General features: G+C 70.7%; 12 protein-coding genes. 3 read left to right on the forward strand and 9 right to left on the reverse strand.

Annotated elements, in window-relative coordinates:
- Positions 1-12 precede the first annotated feature (12 nt).
- Positions 13-1,410: an AI-2E family transporter gene (locus AMK10_RS03890; protein ID WP_073744725.1), complete on the forward strand. Its 1,398-nt coding sequence runs from the start codon at positions 13-15 to the stop codon at positions 1,408-1,410.
- 80 nt (positions 1,411-1,490) lie between these two features.
- On the opposite strand, the gene AMK10_RS03895 is transcribed toward AMK10_RS03890, so the two are convergent.
- Together AMK10_RS03895 and AMK10_RS03900 are read right to left on the reverse strand one after the other, a co-directional pair.
- Positions 1,491-2,024, reverse strand: a complete 534-nt coding sequence (locus AMK10_RS03895; RefSeq protein ID WP_073744727.1) for an alkyl hydroperoxide reductase — start codon at positions 2,022-2,024, stop codon at positions 1,491-1,493.
- An 11-nt stretch (positions 2,025-2,035) separates the two neighbouring features.
- A complete protein-coding gene (locus tag AMK10_RS03900) occupies positions 2,036-2,590 on the reverse strand; it encodes a peroxiredoxin (protein WP_073744729.1) in 555 nt (184 codons plus the stop codon).
- A 132-nt stretch (positions 2,591-2,722) separates the two neighbouring features.
- Here AMK10_RS03900 and AMK10_RS03905 point away from each other — a divergent pair, with 132 nt between their 5' ends.
- Positions 2,723-3,682, forward strand: a complete 960-nt coding sequence (locus AMK10_RS03905; RefSeq protein WP_073744732.1) for a hydrogen peroxide-inducible genes activator — start codon at positions 2,723-2,725, stop codon at positions 3,680-3,682.
- 33 nt (positions 3,683-3,715) lie between these two features.
- Here AMK10_RS03905 and AMK10_RS03910 read toward each other — a convergent pair whose 3' ends face one another.
- The 5 genes from AMK10_RS03910 to AMK10_RS03930 all read right to left on the reverse strand — a co-directional run bounded on the left by AMK10_RS03910 (position 3,716) and on the right by AMK10_RS03930 (position 8,620).
- On the reverse strand, positions 3,716-6,052 hold the full coding sequence (locus tag AMK10_RS03910) for an FtsX-like permease family protein (protein ID WP_073744734.1): 2,337 nt from the start codon (positions 6,050-6,052) through the stop codon (positions 3,716-3,718).
- Positions 6,049-6,735, reverse strand: coding sequence for an ABC transporter ATP-binding protein (locus tag AMK10_RS03915; protein WP_073744736.1), 687 nt, complete (start codon positions 6,733-6,735; stop codon positions 6,049-6,051). The genes AMK10_RS03910 and AMK10_RS03915 overlap by 4 nt, the downstream gene beginning before the upstream one ends.
- Complete coding sequence (locus AMK10_RS03920; RefSeq protein ID WP_073744739.1) at positions 6,732-7,256, reverse strand: PadR family transcriptional regulator; 525 nt, start codon at positions 7,254-7,256, stop codon at positions 6,732-6,734. Before AMK10_RS03920 ends, AMK10_RS03915 begins: the two co-directional genes overlap by 4 nt.
- 120 nt (positions 7,257-7,376) lie before the next feature.
- On the reverse strand, positions 7,377-7,652 hold the full coding sequence (locus AMK10_RS03925) for a hypothetical protein (protein ID WP_073744741.1): 276 nt from the start codon (positions 7,650-7,652) through the stop codon (positions 7,377-7,379).
- Entirely contained in the window at positions 7,649-8,620 is a 972-nt protein-coding gene (locus tag AMK10_RS03930; RefSeq protein ID WP_073744743.1) for an SPFH domain-containing protein, read from the reverse strand. The genes AMK10_RS03925 and AMK10_RS03930 overlap by 4 nt, the downstream gene beginning before the upstream one ends.
- A 222-nt stretch (positions 8,621-8,842) precedes the next feature.
- Between AMK10_RS03930 and AMK10_RS03935 the strand changes: the two genes are divergently transcribed.
- Positions 8,843-11,074: a transglycosylase domain-containing protein gene (locus AMK10_RS03935; protein WP_073744745.1), complete on the forward strand. Its 2,232-nt coding sequence runs from the start codon at positions 8,843-8,845 to the stop codon at positions 11,072-11,074.
- A 59-nt stretch (positions 11,075-11,133) separates the two neighbouring features.
- On the opposite strand, the gene AMK10_RS03940 is transcribed toward AMK10_RS03935, so the two are convergent.
- Both AMK10_RS03940 and AMK10_RS03945 read right to left on the reverse strand, forming a co-directional pair.
- Positions 11,134-12,597, reverse strand: a complete 1,464-nt coding sequence (locus AMK10_RS03940; protein WP_073744747.1) for a catalase — start codon at positions 12,595-12,597, stop codon at positions 11,134-11,136.
- 225 nt (positions 12,598-12,822) lie between these two features.
- Positions 12,823-14,769: an ATP-binding SpoIIE family protein phosphatase gene (locus AMK10_RS03945; RefSeq protein WP_073744749.1), complete on the reverse strand. Its 1,947-nt coding sequence runs from the start codon at positions 14,767-14,769 to the stop codon at positions 12,823-12,825.
- Between the last annotated feature and the right edge of the window lie 103 nt (positions 14,770-14,872).

Raw genomic sequence — 14,872 nt, forward strand, 5'->3', positions numbered from 1 at the left:
AAGGGAAAAACCATGTCGAGACTTCCGGGGTGGCTCGGTCGGCTGGGAGCCGAACTGACCGAGATCGGGGCGCGCCTGGAAGAACGCCGCGCCGAGGACGAGCGGCGCGCCGACGTCGACGCGGCCAAGGACGTGTCCTCGTCGACACTCTCCACGGTCGCCGCCGCCCAGGTGCCGCGCCCGCCCTCCTACGCCCCCGCCGTCGCCGCCCCCCGGCCCGAACCGGTCGCCGCGATTCCCTGGGGGATGCGGGTGGCGGCGGAGGCCGGCTGGCGGCTGCTGGTCCTGGCGGGCACGGTCTGGGTGCTGATGCGGATCATCAGCGCCGTGCAGCTGGTCGTCTTCGCCTTCGCCGCGGCCCTGCTGGTCACCGCGATGCTGCAGCCGACCGTCGTACGGCTCAAGCGGCTCGGGCTGCCGCGCGGCCTGGCGACCGCGGTCACCGCCGTGCTCGGGTTCGTCGTCATGGGCCTGGTCGGCTGGTTCGTCGTATGGCAGGTGATGGACAACCTGGACACGCTCTCCGACCGGGTCCGCGACGGCATCGACGAGCTGAAGCGCTGGCTCCTGGACAGCCCGTTCCATGTCACCGAGTCGCAGATCAACGACATCGCGAAGAACCTCAGCGACACCATCGGCACCAACACGGAGGAGATCACCTCGGCCGGCCTCCAGGGCGTCACCGTGATGGTGGAGGTGCTCACCGGGGTGCTGCTGGCGATGTTCTCGACGCTCTTCCTGATGTACGACGGGAAGCGCATCTGGCAGTGGGTCCTCAAGCTCGTGCCCGCCCAGGCCCGTCCGGGAGTCGCGGGCGCGGGCCCGCGCGCGTGGCGGACGCTGACCGCCTATGTGCGGGGCACGGTCATCGTGGCGCTGATCGACGCGATCTTCATCGGGCTCGGGATCTACTTCCTCGATGTGCCGATGGCGGTGCCGCTCGCCGTCTTCATCTTCCTCTTCGCCTTCATCCCGCTGGTCGGCGCCGTCATCTCCGGAGCGCTCGCGGTGGTCGTCGCGCTCGTCACCCAGGGCGTGTTCACCGCGCTGATGGTGCTGATCGTGGTGCTCGCCGTGCAGCAGATCGAGGGCCACATCCTCCAGCCCTTCATCCTCGGCCGCGCCGTGCGCGTCCATCCGCTGGCCGTCGTGCTCTCCGTCGCCGCCGGAGGCATGGTCGCGGGCATCGGCGGTGCCGTCGTCGCCGTACCGCTCGTCGCGGTGACCAACACGGTGGTCGGCTATCTGCGCTCCTACGGGCACGCGCAGGCGGATCTCCACGGGCCGGGGCCGCACGGTGCCACCGCGCTCTCCGCCATGGCTCCGACGGAGCCGCCGGGCGCCCGCCCGGCCGACGAGCCGGCGGACACCGGCGGGCGGCCGGATCCGGGAACCGGCCCGGAGAAGTGAGCCGGCGGGTGCGGAACGGGACATGAAAAGGGCCCCGAGGACGGTCGGTCGTCCTCGGGGCCCTTCTCGTATGCGGGGTACTACTCGGCGAGCACGGCCTCGGCCTCGAGGGTCACGCCGACCGCCTGGATCACCGAAGCGATCTTGACGGCTTCCTGAATGGTCTCACGGTCGACGCCGGCCTTGCGCAGCACCTGCTCGTGGGAGTCCAGGCACTGGCCGCAGCCGTTGATGGCGGAGACGGCGAGCGACCACAGCTCGAAGTCGACCTTCTCCACGCCCGGCTTGCCGATGACGTTCATCCGCAGACCCGCACGGAGGTTGCCGTACTCGGGGTCCGACAGCAGGTGCCGGGTGCGGTAGAAGACGTTGTTCATCGCCATGATCGCCGCGGCCGACTTCGCCGCGGTGTACGCCTCGGCGGAGAGGTTGGCCTTGGCCTCGGGCTCCAGCTCGCGCAGCACCTTCGGCGAGCGCGAGGCGATCGCGCAGGCCAGGACGGTGCCCCACAGCTGCTGCTGGGGAAGCTCGCTGTTGCCGATGACCGAGCCGAGGTTCAGCTTCAGGTCCTTGGCGAAGTCCGGTATGGCGGACTTCAGTTCGTCGAGTGCCATGTCGTATCAGCTCACTCGCCGGAGAGGAGCGCGACCGGGTCGAGGGTGTTCTCGCCCTTGGTCCAGTTGCACGGGCACAGCTCGTCGGTCTGCAGGGCGTCGAGGACCCGCAGGACCTCCTTGGGGTTACGGCCCACGGAACCGGCGGTCACCATCGTGAACTGGATCTCGTTGTTCTGGTCGACGATGAAGACGGCGCGCTGTGCGAAGCCGTCCTCGCCCTCGATGCCGAGGTCACGCATGAGCTCGTGCTTCGAGTCGGCCAGCATCGGGAAGGGCAGGTCGGTGAGGTCCGGGTGGTCCTTGCGCCAGGCGTGGTGCACGAACTCGGAGTCACCGGAGAAGCCGAGGATCTGCGCGTCACGGTCGGCGAACTCTTCGTTCAGCTTGCCGAAGGCGGCGATCTCGGTGGGGCACACGAAGGTGAAGTCCTTCGGCCACGCGAAGACGATCTTCCACTGACCCTCGTAGGTCTTGTGGTTGATCTGCTCGAACTCCTTGCCGCTCTCCAGCGACACACAAGCGGTCAGGTCGAACTCGGGGAACTTGTCACCGACAGTGAGCACGCGCACTCCTTGCTGCGTAGGAAATCCCCTTTTGGGGGCTTTCCTGGGGGTTGGACTGCCCCCACCTTGGCACACAGTGCATTGATCACGGAAATAGCTACACTCGGTGCGGATGATCGGAGGTGCCTATCAGTGGCGTATGTAAATCAGGCCAATAGGGTCAAGCAGCCCAGCCTCTCGCAGCTGCGCGCCTTCTCGGCCGTGGCGGAGCATCTGCACTTCCGGGACGCGGCGGCAGCAATCGGGATGAGTCAGCCGGCGCTCTCCGGGGCGGTGTCCGCGCTGGAGGTGGCACTCGGTGTCCAGCTCATCGAGCGTACGACGCGCAAGGTGCTCCTGTCGCCGGCCGGGGAGCGGCTCGCGGTGCGGAGCCGGGCGGTGCTGGAGGCGCTCGGCGAGCTGATGGAGGAGGCCGAGGCGGTGCGCGCGCCGTTCACCGGGATACTCCGCCTGGGCGTGATCCCGACCGTGGCGCCGTATCTGCTGCCGACCGTGCTCAGGCTGGTCCATGAGCGCTACCCGGAGCTGGACCTCCAGGTCCACGAGGAGCAGACCTCCTCGCTGCTGGACGGGCTGGCCGCCGGGCGGCTGGACCTGCTGCTGCTCGCGGTGCCGCTGGGTGTGCCCGGGGTCACGGAACTGCCGCTGTTCGACGAGGACTTCGTCCTCGTGATGGAGAAGGGGCACCACCTCGCAGGGGGCGCGGGGCTGCCGCGCGAGACGCTGCGCGACCTTCCGCTGCTGCTGCTCGACGAGGGGCACTGCCTGCGCGACCAGGCCCTGGACATCTGCCGTGAGGCGGGGCGCACGCGGGGGGCGCCGGTGACGACGACCGCGGCCGGGCTCTCCACGCTGGTGCAGCTGGTCGCCGGAGGGCTCGGGGTGACGCTGCTGCCGCGTACGGCGGTGACGGTGGAGACCGGGCGCAACGAGGCGCTGTCCACGGGGTACTTCATGGACCCCGCGCCCTCCCGGCGGGTCGCCCTCGCGGTGCGCACGGGCTCGGCCCGCCATGAGGAGTTCGAGGAGCTCGCGGCCGCGCTGCGCGGGGCCCTGGGGGCGCTGCCGGTGCGGGTGCACGCCGAGGGGTGAGCGCGTGCGCCGGCGCGCCCACCCCTCGTGCGCTCACTCCGTGCGCAGGCCGTCCGGGCGCATCATGCGCCACAGCAGCGGCAGGGAGAGCAGGGTCACCGCCAGGACGAGGGCCGCGCCCGCGCCCGCCATCGGCAGGAACACCCACCACCGCGTCACCGTCTTGGCCAGCATCCACGTCATGACGGCGCCGAGCCCGACACCTCCCGCGACGGCGACCAGGATGCTGATGGCCACGGGGACGGCCGTCTGCCAGAGCACCGACCAGCCGAGCGTGACCCGCCTGGTGCCGAAGGCGACCAGGACCGACAGCAGCCGCTTGCGCTCCCTGAGCTGCTCCAGCTGGGAGACCAGCATCGAGGCGGCGATCAGCAGCAGGGTCGCCAGCGCGCCGAACCGCAGCCCGGTCTGCACACTTTCGTACTGACGGTCACGTGTCACCGAGGTCAGGGCGGCGACCCGCATGCCCGGGTCGATCCTGGCGGCGGTGTTCCGCACGTACTCGCCGACGTCCTCCACCCCCTCGTCGACCTTGATCTGCGCGATGGTCTGGGCGTTCGGCAGCGTGCGCGGGTCGATGGCGCCGACCGTCGCCATGATGCCCCAGTGCTCCTCGCCGAGCGGGTCGGGCGCCGCGGTCACGGTCGGGGCGTCGGCGGGCAGGGTCCAGCGCATCGGCTTCGCTCCCGGCACCATGCCGATGTCCGGGTTGAGCTCGATCTCCTTTCCCTTGCGTGCCGTCTCGTCCATCCAGTCGCTCATCTCCTTGTCGCCCCTCGGGTGGACGACGAAGACGTCACCGTCCGCGCAGGAGCGGATCTCGGCCAGCTCCTTCAGGGTCGCGCAGTCACCGATGCTGAGGGAGGTGGTCGGGGTGACCTCGTCCTCCTTGTACGTCCCGGGCTTCGTCACATACGCCTCGACCGTGCCGATGACGGCCTCGACGCCCTTCGTGGAGCGGAACTCCTCGATGGTCCGGACGGCGGCGTCCCCACTGACCCGCTCCGAGAACGTGTGGAACTGGGCACGTGACGGGTCCTGCCCCGTCATGTGCGAGAACTCGTCGCCCATCGCCGCGAACATCATCTGCAGGGCCACGGCACCCGCCACCGCGACGGCGATCCCGCTGACCGCGCGGGAGGCCGCGCCACTGTTCAGCTGCAGCCGGCGGACGGCGAGCTGCCAGGACAGCGGGCCGCGGCGCAGCGGGCGTACGCACGCCTCGACCAGCCAGGGCAACAGCAGGGCGAGCCCGAAGAGGACCAGGACGGCACCGGCCGCGATGGGGTACGGGTCGACGAAGCCGCCCTCGCCCACCCTGCCGGTCGCTCCCAGGACGGCCAGCCCCAGGGCCGGGACCAGCAGACGCCACCAGAGGCGGCGCGACCGGCCGCCCGACTGCCGCACGACGCCCAGCGGTTCGACGATCACCGCGCGCATGGCGACCAGCGTCACCAGTACCGCGCAGAGCGGCACCGCGACGGCGACCAGTGCCGCCATCCACGGCGCGGGCGTCAGGTCGGACGGGAAGACGCTGTAGTTCCACACCTCGACGTAGCCGCTGAACCTGCGGCCCACGAGGAAGAAGACCACTCCCGTGAGGAGCCCGAGCAGCGAGCCGAAGAGGGCTTCGCCCGCGGCGATCCTGCGGGTCGACCGGATGTCCGTACCGATCAGACGGAGGGCGGCGAGCCTGCGGTCACGGCGGTCGCCGCCGAAGCGCACGGCCGTGGCGATGAAGATGGCGACGGGCGCCAGCAGGACCACACAGATCATGATGACCAGGACCACGAGGGCGGGCGCGAGCGGCTCGTCCTTGAGCCTGTCGCCGTAACCGTCGACCCGATGGCCGCCGTTGGCGGCGGTCAGGGTGTCGCTGCCGGCGTAGAAGTACAGCTCCCCGGGGGAGAGCAGGCCCGCGTCGCCGATCGCCGCGGTGATCCGGTACGGGAGACGCTCCCGCAGGAGGCTGCCCTCGGGCGAGGCCAGCAGCTCCTTCAGCGCGGGGGAGGCCGCCATCTCCCCGGGGCCGGGGAGTGCCCCGATCCCGGGCGGGGTCACCGGGTGCGCACCCTCCGGGCGCATGAGGAAGCCGCCGACGACCTTGCCCCTGTACTCGGTCTCCGCGCTGACACGCAGCACGGAGGTGTCGGACTTCGCGGCCTTCCCCTCGTAGGAAGCCGCGCTCTCCAGGCGCGCGAGGTCGCGATGGGAGCGTTCAGCCAGCAGATGGGGCACGGACGAGGCGACGAGCAGCAGCGCCACCCCCAGCCCCACCCCGACGGCGGTGAGTGTGGTCCGTGCCCAGCCCTCGCGGCCGCCCGCCGCCGCGAAGCGTATGCCGAGGCCGAGATCGCGCAGCCAGGTCATACGGCGTACTCCAGACCGCGGCAGCGGCCGTCGCGTACGACGATGTCGCGGTCCGAGTACGCGGCGACGCGCGCCTCGTGGGTGACCAGCACGACGGCCGTTCCCGCGGACCTGGCGGACTCGGTGAGCAGCTCCATGACCCGCTCGCCGTTGAGGGAGTCCAGCGCCCCGGTCGGTTCGTCGGCGAAGACCACCCGCGGGGAGGCGACCAGGGCACGCGCCACGGCGACGCGCTGCCCCTGGCCGCCGGAGACCTCGCCGGGCCGCTGGCCGGCGAGGGCCTCGACCTCCAGGCGCTCCATCCAGCCCAGGGCGGTGCGCTCGGCCTCCTTGCGCCTGACCCCTTCGAGACGGAGGGGCAGGGCGACGTTCTCCAGGCAGGTCAGCTCGGGGACGAGCTGGCCGAACTGGAAGACGAAGCCGAAATCGCTGCGGCGCAGTGCGCTGCGCTCGGCGTCGGACATCGCGGACAGCTCCCGGCCCGCGTAGGTGATGGTGCCGGTGTCGGGGGTGACGATCCCGGCGAGGCAGTGCAGCAGGGTCGACTTGCCGGAGCCCGAGGGCCCCATGACGGCGACGACCTCGCCCGGGTGCACGGAGAACGAGGCGCCGTCCAGCGCCGGGGTCGAGCCGTAGGCCTTGTGCAGGTCCTGGGCGACCAGGAGGGAACCCTCGGGAGTCACGGGGCCACCACCTCGGCGAGCTTTCCGAGCCGTGCGGCGGTCAGTTCCAGCCAGCGCAGGTCGGCTTCGAGGTGGAAGAGGGCGTGGTCGCAGATCAGCTGGTCGGCGAGGTCGCCCTTGCGCTTGCGGTCCGTGAGGATGCGCATCAGGCGCAGGTGCTCGGACCGCTGGGCGTCCAGCAGGTCGGCGGCGCTGCGGCCGGTGAGCAGGGCGAGGACGACCTTCGTGTAGAGGGTCGACTGGAGGTACGGCTCCGGCTTCTCGGGCTGCGCGAGCCAGGTGGCGACGTCGGTGATGCCCGCGTCGGTGATGGCGTACCGCTTGCGCTCGGGCCCGCCGTCGGTCTCGACCCCGTCGACTTCGACGAGACCGTTCTTGAGCAGGCGGGACATGGTCGCGTAGACCTGGCCGTAGTGCAGCGGCCGATCGTGCCCGAACTTCTCGTCGAAGGCGCGCTTGAGGTCGTAACCATGGCGGGGGCCGGACTCCAGGAGCCCGAGGAGGGTGTGACCGATTGACATGCGAGGCACTGTACACGGTGTGTATACCTGGCATGTATACGGGTCCGATGGGCTCCCCGGGGTCCGCCTCCCGGTGCCCCTGAGGTCCCTTCCGGGGCCCTCGGGAACCCCTGGTCCGCGTCACTCCCGGGGTTCGGGAGCCTCGGGGGGCGGGGTCTTCGGGGGCCGCCCCCGCCGGGGGATCGGGGCCGTGCCCCCCGGCAGGCGGCCCGCCTCGGACAGGGCCCGCCGCAGCAGGAACTCGATCTGCGCGTTCGCGCTGCGCAGCTCGTCCGAGGCCCACCGGGCCAGCGCGTCGTGCACCGCCGGATCCAGGCGCAGCAGCATCTGCTTGCGCGCGGGGCCTCGCCGGGCCGGCCGCTCGCCGCCGGGGGGAGGGGTCGTCTCGTCCGTCACTGGTAGAGCGTGCCCGTGTTCAGGACCGGCTGCGCCGCGCGGTCACCGCACAGCACCACCATCAGGTTGCTGACCATCGCCGCCTTCCGCTCGGAGTCGAGCTCGACGATGTCCTGCTCGGCGATCCGGGTCAGCGCCATCTCGACCATGCCCACCGCACCCTCGACGATCTGCTGCCTGGCCGCCACGACGGCGCCCGCCTGCTGCCGCTGGAGCATCGCGGACGCGATCTCGGGGGCGTACGCGAGGTGGCTGAAACGGGACTCGATGATGCGCACGCCCGCCGCCTGGACCCGCGCGGTCAGCTCCACCGCGAGCTTCTCGGTGATCTCCTCGGCGTTGCCCCGCAGGGAGAGGCCGCCCTCCTCGTGGGCGTCGTACGGGTACTCGATCGCGATGTGCCGGACGGCGGCCTCGGTCTGGGTGGCGACGAACTCCAGGAAGTCGTCGACCTCGAAGAGCGCCTGGGCCGTGTCCTCGACCTTCCAGACGACGATCGCCGCGAGCTCGATCGGGTTGCCGTAGGCGTCGTTGACCTTCAGGACGGCCGTCTCGTGGTTGCGGACCCGGGTGGAGATCTTGCGGCTGGACGTCAGCGGGTTGATCCACCGCAGGCCGTCCGCGCGGATCGTGCCGACGTAACGCCCGAAGAGCTGGATGACCCGTGCCTCGCCCGGAGCGACCATCTTCACACCGCTCATGCAGAAGAAGGACGCGATCACCAGGAGCAGTCCGAGGACGAAGAGCGGGATGCCGGCGCCGTTGTGCCCGTTCGAGCCGAGGACGCCTCCGACGATGGCCAGGGCCACGCCGAGGAACACTCCGAGAACGGTCAGCAGTAGCCCGAGGCCGCCCGGAATGGAGTGGGCGGTCGTCTCCCTGACCTGCGGTTCGGGCATCTCGGGTGCGTCCGGAGCCAGGTCGGCGCCGGGGCCTGTGGTGCCGGGAAGGTCGTGTGGTGCGGACATGGGTCCCCCGTTTCGTACGGCATAGCGCCGCGCTAGCAATGTGATTTCACATTAACGGATCTCGCAACCTTGCGCATCCTTCGCGAGTCGGTTCCTTCAGGACCGGGTGCTGATTCTCACGTCCGGAAAAGACCGGATCGCTTGCCATTTGTCCGGGCTTTCAGTGTTAGCTGGCAGGTCTGACCGGAGCGGTACGAGCGGAAGAACGGGAGCACCACAGCGATGGGTCGAGCGGATGCGCGACGAGCCCAGGGGCGGGGAGCGCGCCGGGCCGCCAGGAGCGGCGGCATACGCGGGCTCTTCACCTGGCGGAAGATCCTGGGCACCTTCTTCGGACTCTGCCTGCTCGGCATGGGCGCCTTCGCGGCGCTCTACGTGTACGTGGACGTGCCCGAGGCCAACGCCCAGGCCGAGAAGCAGAGCAACGTCTACAAGTACAGCGACGGCACGCTCCTGGCCCGCAGCAACTCGGAGGTCAACCGGGAGATAGTCGACCTCGGCGTCGTACCGAAGAGCGTCCAGCACGCCTTCGTCGCCGCCGAGAACAAGTCCTTCTACCGGGACCAGGGCGTCGATCTCAAGGGCACCGCCCGCGGCCTGCTCAACACGCTGTCCGGCAAGGGCAAGCAGGGTGGCTCCACGATCACCCAGCAGTACGTGAAGAACTACTACCTCACGCAGGACCAGACGGTCACCCGCAAGCTCAAGGAGCTGGTGATCTCGCTCAAGGTCGACCAGCGCATGGAGAAGGACGACATCCTCGCCGGGTACCTCAACACGGTGTACTACGGGCGCGGCGCGAGCGGCATCCAGGCGGCGGCCCAGGCGTACTACGGCGTCGACGCCAAGGATCTCGACACCTCCCAGGGCGCCTATCTGGCGGCCCTCCTCCAGGCCCCCAGCCAGTACGACTGGGCGGTCGCCTCCCCGACCGGCAAGAAGCTGGTCAAGGAGCGCTGGGCCTACACCCTGAACAACATGGTCGACGAGGGCTGGCTCGACCGGGCGGAGCGGGACAAGATGGAGTTCCCCGTCCCGAACGCCCCCAAGGCCGCCCCCGGCATGGAGGGCCAGACCGGCTACCTCGTCGAGGCCGCGAACCAGGAGATGGAGCGGCAGGGCATCACCGAGGAGATGCGGGAGGCCGGCGGCTGGACGATCACCCTCAACATCGACAAGAAGAAGCAGAAGCAGCTCGAGAAGTCGGTCGACAGGGAGCTGGAGAGCCAGCTCGACCGCGAGAAGAACAAGGTCGACGCGACCGTCCAGGCCGGCGCCACCTCCGTGGACCCGAAGACCGGCAAGGTCGTCGCGATGTACGGCGGCGTCGGCGCCACCGAGCACTGGTACAACAACGCCACCCGCCAGGACTACCAGCCGGCCTCCACCTTCAAGCCGCTGGTGCTCGCCTCCGCGCTGGAGAACGGCTCGACCACCCAGAACGGCGACCTGATCGGCCTGAACACGGTCTACGACGGCACGAGCAAGCGCCCGGTCGTCGGCAGCGACACCCCGTTCGCCCCGGAGAACGAGGACGACGTCAGCTACGACAGCCCGACCGTCCAGCGGGCCATGGACAAGTCGATCAACTCCGTCTTCGCGCAGATGGTCGTCGACGTCACCCCGAGCGCCGTGAAGAAGACCGCGCTCGCCCTCGGTGTGCCCGACAAGAACTTCCCCGAGCGGCCGGCGATCACGCTCGGCACCATGAACGCGTCGACCTGGGACATGGCGGGGGTCTACGCCACCCTCGACAACCACGGCAAGAAGGTCACCCCGACCATCGTGAAGTCCGCCTCGAACCGTGACCGCACCATGGAGCCGGTCGACGGAGTGGGCGGTCAGGTGATCAGCAGGGCGTCCGCCGACACCGTGACGAAGGCCCTGACCGAGGTCGTCGACATCGGTTCCGGCCGCGAGGCCAACACCCCCGCCTACGACGCGGCGGGCAAGACGGGCACCTCGGAGAACAACAAGGCGGCCTGGTTCACCGGCTACACCCCGGAGCTGGCCACGGCGGTGGCCCTGTTCGGCGAGTCCACCAAGGAGGGCGGCGGCCAGGTCAGCCTGACCGGCACGGCGAACTCGGGCCGCGCCAACGGTGGCGGATTCCCCGCGAGGATCTGGGCGGACTACACGCTCGGCGCACTCGGCGGCGGCTCGGACGCCACCTTCGACCTGGAAGGCGTCGAGCGCGGTGAGACGGCCGTGACCGAGACGCCCTCGGCCGAGCCGACCGAGACGGCCGAACCGTCCGAGACCCCGTCCGAGGAGCCGGAGTCCCCCTCCGCGACGCCGAGCGAGACGCCCGGTGAGGAGTCGCCGCCGGTGGAGACGCCGACCGAGACCCCCTCCACGACGCCGAGCGGGGTGCCCAGCACGACCAAGGACCCCGACGACGGGGACCAGCCGCCGGGCGAGCGGCCGGGCGCCGAGGGCCTGTTCGGGCAGTAGCGACACGACACGTGAGGGGCGGGTGCCGGCCGGCACCCGCCCCTCACGCGCGTCCGGCGTCAGCCGCCGTTGACCTTCTTCGCGACACGGTCGCCGACGCCCTTGTCCACGTTGCGCCAGTACTGCAGGGCGCGCTCCAGGACCGGCTTGCTCACCCCGTCCAGCAGATGGCCGGAGATGTTGGCGACGAGCCGCTCCCGCGCCGCGTCGTCCATGACCTCGCGCACCAGCGTGCCGGGCTGGCCCCAATCGTCGTCCGCGCTGCGCAGCTTGTACGCCTCGTGGACCATCTCGCCCGCCGTGGCCCAGCCCGCCGGGTCGCCGTAGCGCTCGGTGTCCGCCGCGGGGCCGCCGTACGAGTTCGGCGCGTAGACGGCGCCCGTGCGCGACGGCTCGTACCGCATGGGTCCGTCCTTCGCGTACGAGTGCACGGCCGAGCGCGGCCGGTTCGGGGGCAGCTGCTGGTAGTTCGGCCCGATCCTGTACCGGTGGGTGTCCGGGTACGAGAAGAGCCGGCCGAGCAGCATCTTGTCGGGCGACGGACCGATGCCGGGCACCATGTTCGACGGCTCGAACGAGGCCTGCTCGATGTGGACGAAGAAGTCCTCGGGGTTCTTGTCGAGCGTCATCCGGCCGACCTCGATCAGCGGGTAGTCGCCCTGCGGCCACACCTTGGTCAGGTCGAACGGGTTGAACCGGTAGTCCGGCGCGTCATCGAACGGCATGATCTGGACCTTCAGGGTCCAGCTCGGGAACTCACGCCGCTCGATCGACTCGAACAGATCGCGGCGGTGGACGTCGCCGTCGATCCCGGCCATCGCGTCGGCCTCGTCCTGCGTGTAGAAGTCGATGCCCTGGTCGGTCTTGAAGTGGTACTTCACCCAGAACCGCTCACCGCCCGCGTTCACCCACATGTAGGTGTGCGAGCTGTAGCCGTTCATGTGGCGGTAGGTCTTCGGGATGCCCCGGTCGCCCATCAGCCAGGTGACCTGGTGGGCGGACTCCGGGGACAGGGTCCAGAAGTCCCACTGCATGTTGTGGTCGCGCACGCCGTTGTCGGGGCGGCGCTTCTGGGAGCGGATGAAGTCCTGGAACTTCATCGGGTCGCGTACGAAGAAGACCGGCGTGTTGTTGCCGACCATGTCGTAGTTGCCCTGCTCGGTGTAGAACTTCAGTGCGAATCCACGGGGGTCGCGCCAGGTGTCGGGCGAACCCTGCTCACCGGCGACCGTGGAGAAGCGGGCCAGCATCTCGGTGCGCTTGCCCGGCTGGAAGAGGTCCGCCTTGGTGAACTGGCTGACATCGTTCGTCACGTGGAAGGTGCCGTAGGCGCCGGAGCCCTTGGCGTGGACCACCCGCTCGGGGACCCGTTCACGGTTGAACTGGGCCATCTTCTCGATCAGGTAGTGGTCCTGGAGCAGTACCGGGCCGTCCGATCCCACGGTGAGCGAGTGTTCGTCGCTCTCCACCGGGATCCCGGCGTTGTTCGTGGTGTACGGAACCTTCTGGGCTTCCTCGGTCACGAGCGTCCTCCCGTCGGAGTGGGGGGTATCGGTCAGGTCGCTTCGTTCACGACTGAAGTCAACTCCGCCGACGGGATGTCGGCAACACGTGAATCCACCGAGGACAGGACGAATCGCCCAGGGGTGCGGGCACCCCCGGGCGGACGTACCTAGGCGGGTGGGCGTCCACGGCGCGGCCGCCCACGGTGGGGGCGCCCCGGACGTGGGCCCCCGAACCGTGCGCCGCTACGGCGTGGCCATCTCGAACCAGACCACCTTGCCCGTGGAGAGCCGCGTCGCCCCCCACCGCCTGGCCAGCCGGTTCACCAGGAACAGCCCACGCCCGCCCTCGTCGGTCTCCCGCGCCCGCCGCTGCCTGGGCAGCTGCGGGGAGTCGTCCCCGACCTCGCAGCGCAGGATGTCCGTACGCAGCAGCCGCAGCGTCACCGGGCGCTCCGCGTACCGCACGGCGTTGGTCACCACCTCGCTGACCAGCAGTTCCACCTCGTCCGAGAGGTCGTCCAGACCCCACCGGCCGAGCGCCCTGCGAGCCAGCCTGCGGGCCCGGCCCGGCGCCACGTCCTCCGGCTCCAGATACCAGTACGCGACATCGCTGGGCGCGATCCCGTCGAAGCGGGCGGCCAGCAGCGCGATGTCGTCGTCCCGGTCGCCCGGGCCGAGCATGTCCAGTACGTCGTCGCAGAGCGCTTCCAGCGGCGGCGAATGATCGGGCCCGGTCAGCTGCGCGGTGGCCGCGAGCCGCTCCCGCAGGATCTCGATGCCCGTCCAGACGTCGCGCATCCGGGACTCCACCAGGCCGTCCGTGTAGAGGAGCAGCGTGGCCCCGGCCGGCGCGTCCAGCTCGACGGCCTCGAAGTCGACCCCGCCCACCCCGATCGGCGCCCCGGGCGGCACCCGCAGCACCTCGGCACGGCCGCCCAGGTGCAGCAGCACGGGCGGCGGATGGCCCGCGTTGGCGATGGTGATCCGGTGTGCGACCGGGTCGTACACCGCGTACAGGCAGGTCGCCATGCGGTCGCTGCCGAGCCGCTGCGCCTGCTCGTCCAGATGGTGCAGGACCTCCTGCGGGGGCAGGTCCAGGCCCGCGAGGGTCTGGGCGGTGGTGCGCAGCTGGCCCATGATCGCCGCGGACGTCATGGAGTGGCCCATCACGTCACCGACGACCAGGGCGACCCTGCTGCCGGGCAGCGGGATCGCGTCGTACCAGTCCCCGCCGACCCGGGCCGTCTCGGCCGCCGGGAGATAGCGCGAAGCCAGGCGCACGCCGGTGGGCTGGGGCAGTGAATCCGGCAGCATCGTGCGCTGCAGCTCGTCGGCGATGTACGCCTCGCGGCCGTACAGCACGGCCTTGTCGATGCCGAGCGCGGTGTGCGTGGCCAGCTGGGCCGCGACCAGGAGGTCGTTGGCCTCGAACGGAGGGCGCTCCGTGCCGCGCAGGAAGACGGCGGCACCGATCACCCGGCGCCTGCCGCGCAGCGGGGCCAGGATCGCGCGGTGCCCGGTGGGCACGGCATGGCCCGCCCCCAGCAGCTCGGGCAGGGCGACACGGGCCGCGGCGGAGTCCCCGAAGACCGGCCGCACCCCGCGCAGCACCTCGGCCAGCGCGCCGCCCGCCCGGATCTCGCAGAGGTCGGCGGCGGGCAGCAGCCCCGCCTGGGCATCGGTGACGGGCAGCCGCAGCCGCTCGCCCTCCGGCCCGCTCTCGCTCTCCTCGTCGGCCAGCCGCAGCCTGTCGGTACGCCGCAGCCGCAGCACGAAGGGGCTGACGGGCCGCTCGTCGCCCACCGGGAGCGGATCGCGGAGGTAGACGAGTATGGCGTCGGAGAATGTGGGCACGCTCGCCCTGCACAGGCCCAGCACGATCTCGTCCAGGTCTATGCCCCGGGCGATCCGGCGCGTCGCGGCGCCCACGAACCGCAGCCGGTCCCCCTCGCGGCGGCTGACCGTCTGGGGGTCGGTTCCGGGTGCGGCGGGGTCCGTGCCGGGCACGGGCGCGCTGTTCGGGACCGGGTTCGCCGCGTTGCCGGCCGTGCCGGGTACCCGGGAGGGGCCGGGGATCGCGGCGGTGGCAGCGGCGCCCGGCGGGGCCTCCTGCTGCCGGGGCCGGGCGCGTTCCTGCGGCCGCGCAGCGAGAGGCTGCCGGCCTTCGTGGGAGGTGGGATGCTCCGTCACGCGTGGGGTTCCGTCCGTCCGGGCCGGTTGTATGAGGCATTCACCTTGTGGGGCGCCACTGTGCCCCGGCAAGAGCGATGAGAACAACGGCTGTCACCGGATG

Origin of the sequence: Streptomyces sp. CB02058 (assembly GCF_001905505.1) — a bacterium.
Classification (GTDB): domain Bacteria; phylum Actinomycetota; class Actinomycetes; order Streptomycetales; family Streptomycetaceae; genus Streptomyces.

Excerpts from the sequence above, each read along its gene's own strand:
- AMK10_RS03890 (WP_073744725.1), top strand. The coding sequence starts at position 13 with ATGTCGAGACTTCCGGGGTGGCTCGGTCGGCTGGGAGCCGAACTGACC.
- AMK10_RS03920 (WP_073744739.1), bottom strand. The coding sequence starts at position 7,256 with ATGTCAATCGGTCACACCCTCCTCGGGCTCCTGGAGTCCGGCCCCCGC.
- AMK10_RS03910 (WP_073744734.1), bottom strand. The coding sequence starts at position 6,052 with ATGACCTGGCTGCGCGATCTCGGCCTCGGCATACGCTTCGCGGCGGCG.
- AMK10_RS03895 (WP_073744727.1), bottom strand. The coding sequence starts at position 2,024 with ATGGCACTCGACGAACTGAAGTCCGCCATACCGGACTTCGCCAAGGAC.
- AMK10_RS03930 (WP_073744743.1), bottom strand. The coding sequence starts at position 8,620 with ATGTCCGCACCACACGACCTTCCCGGCACCACAGGCCCCGGCGCCGAC.
- AMK10_RS03935 (WP_073744745.1), top strand. The coding sequence starts at position 8,843 with ATGGGTCGAGCGGATGCGCGACGAGCCCAGGGGCGGGGAGCGCGCCGG.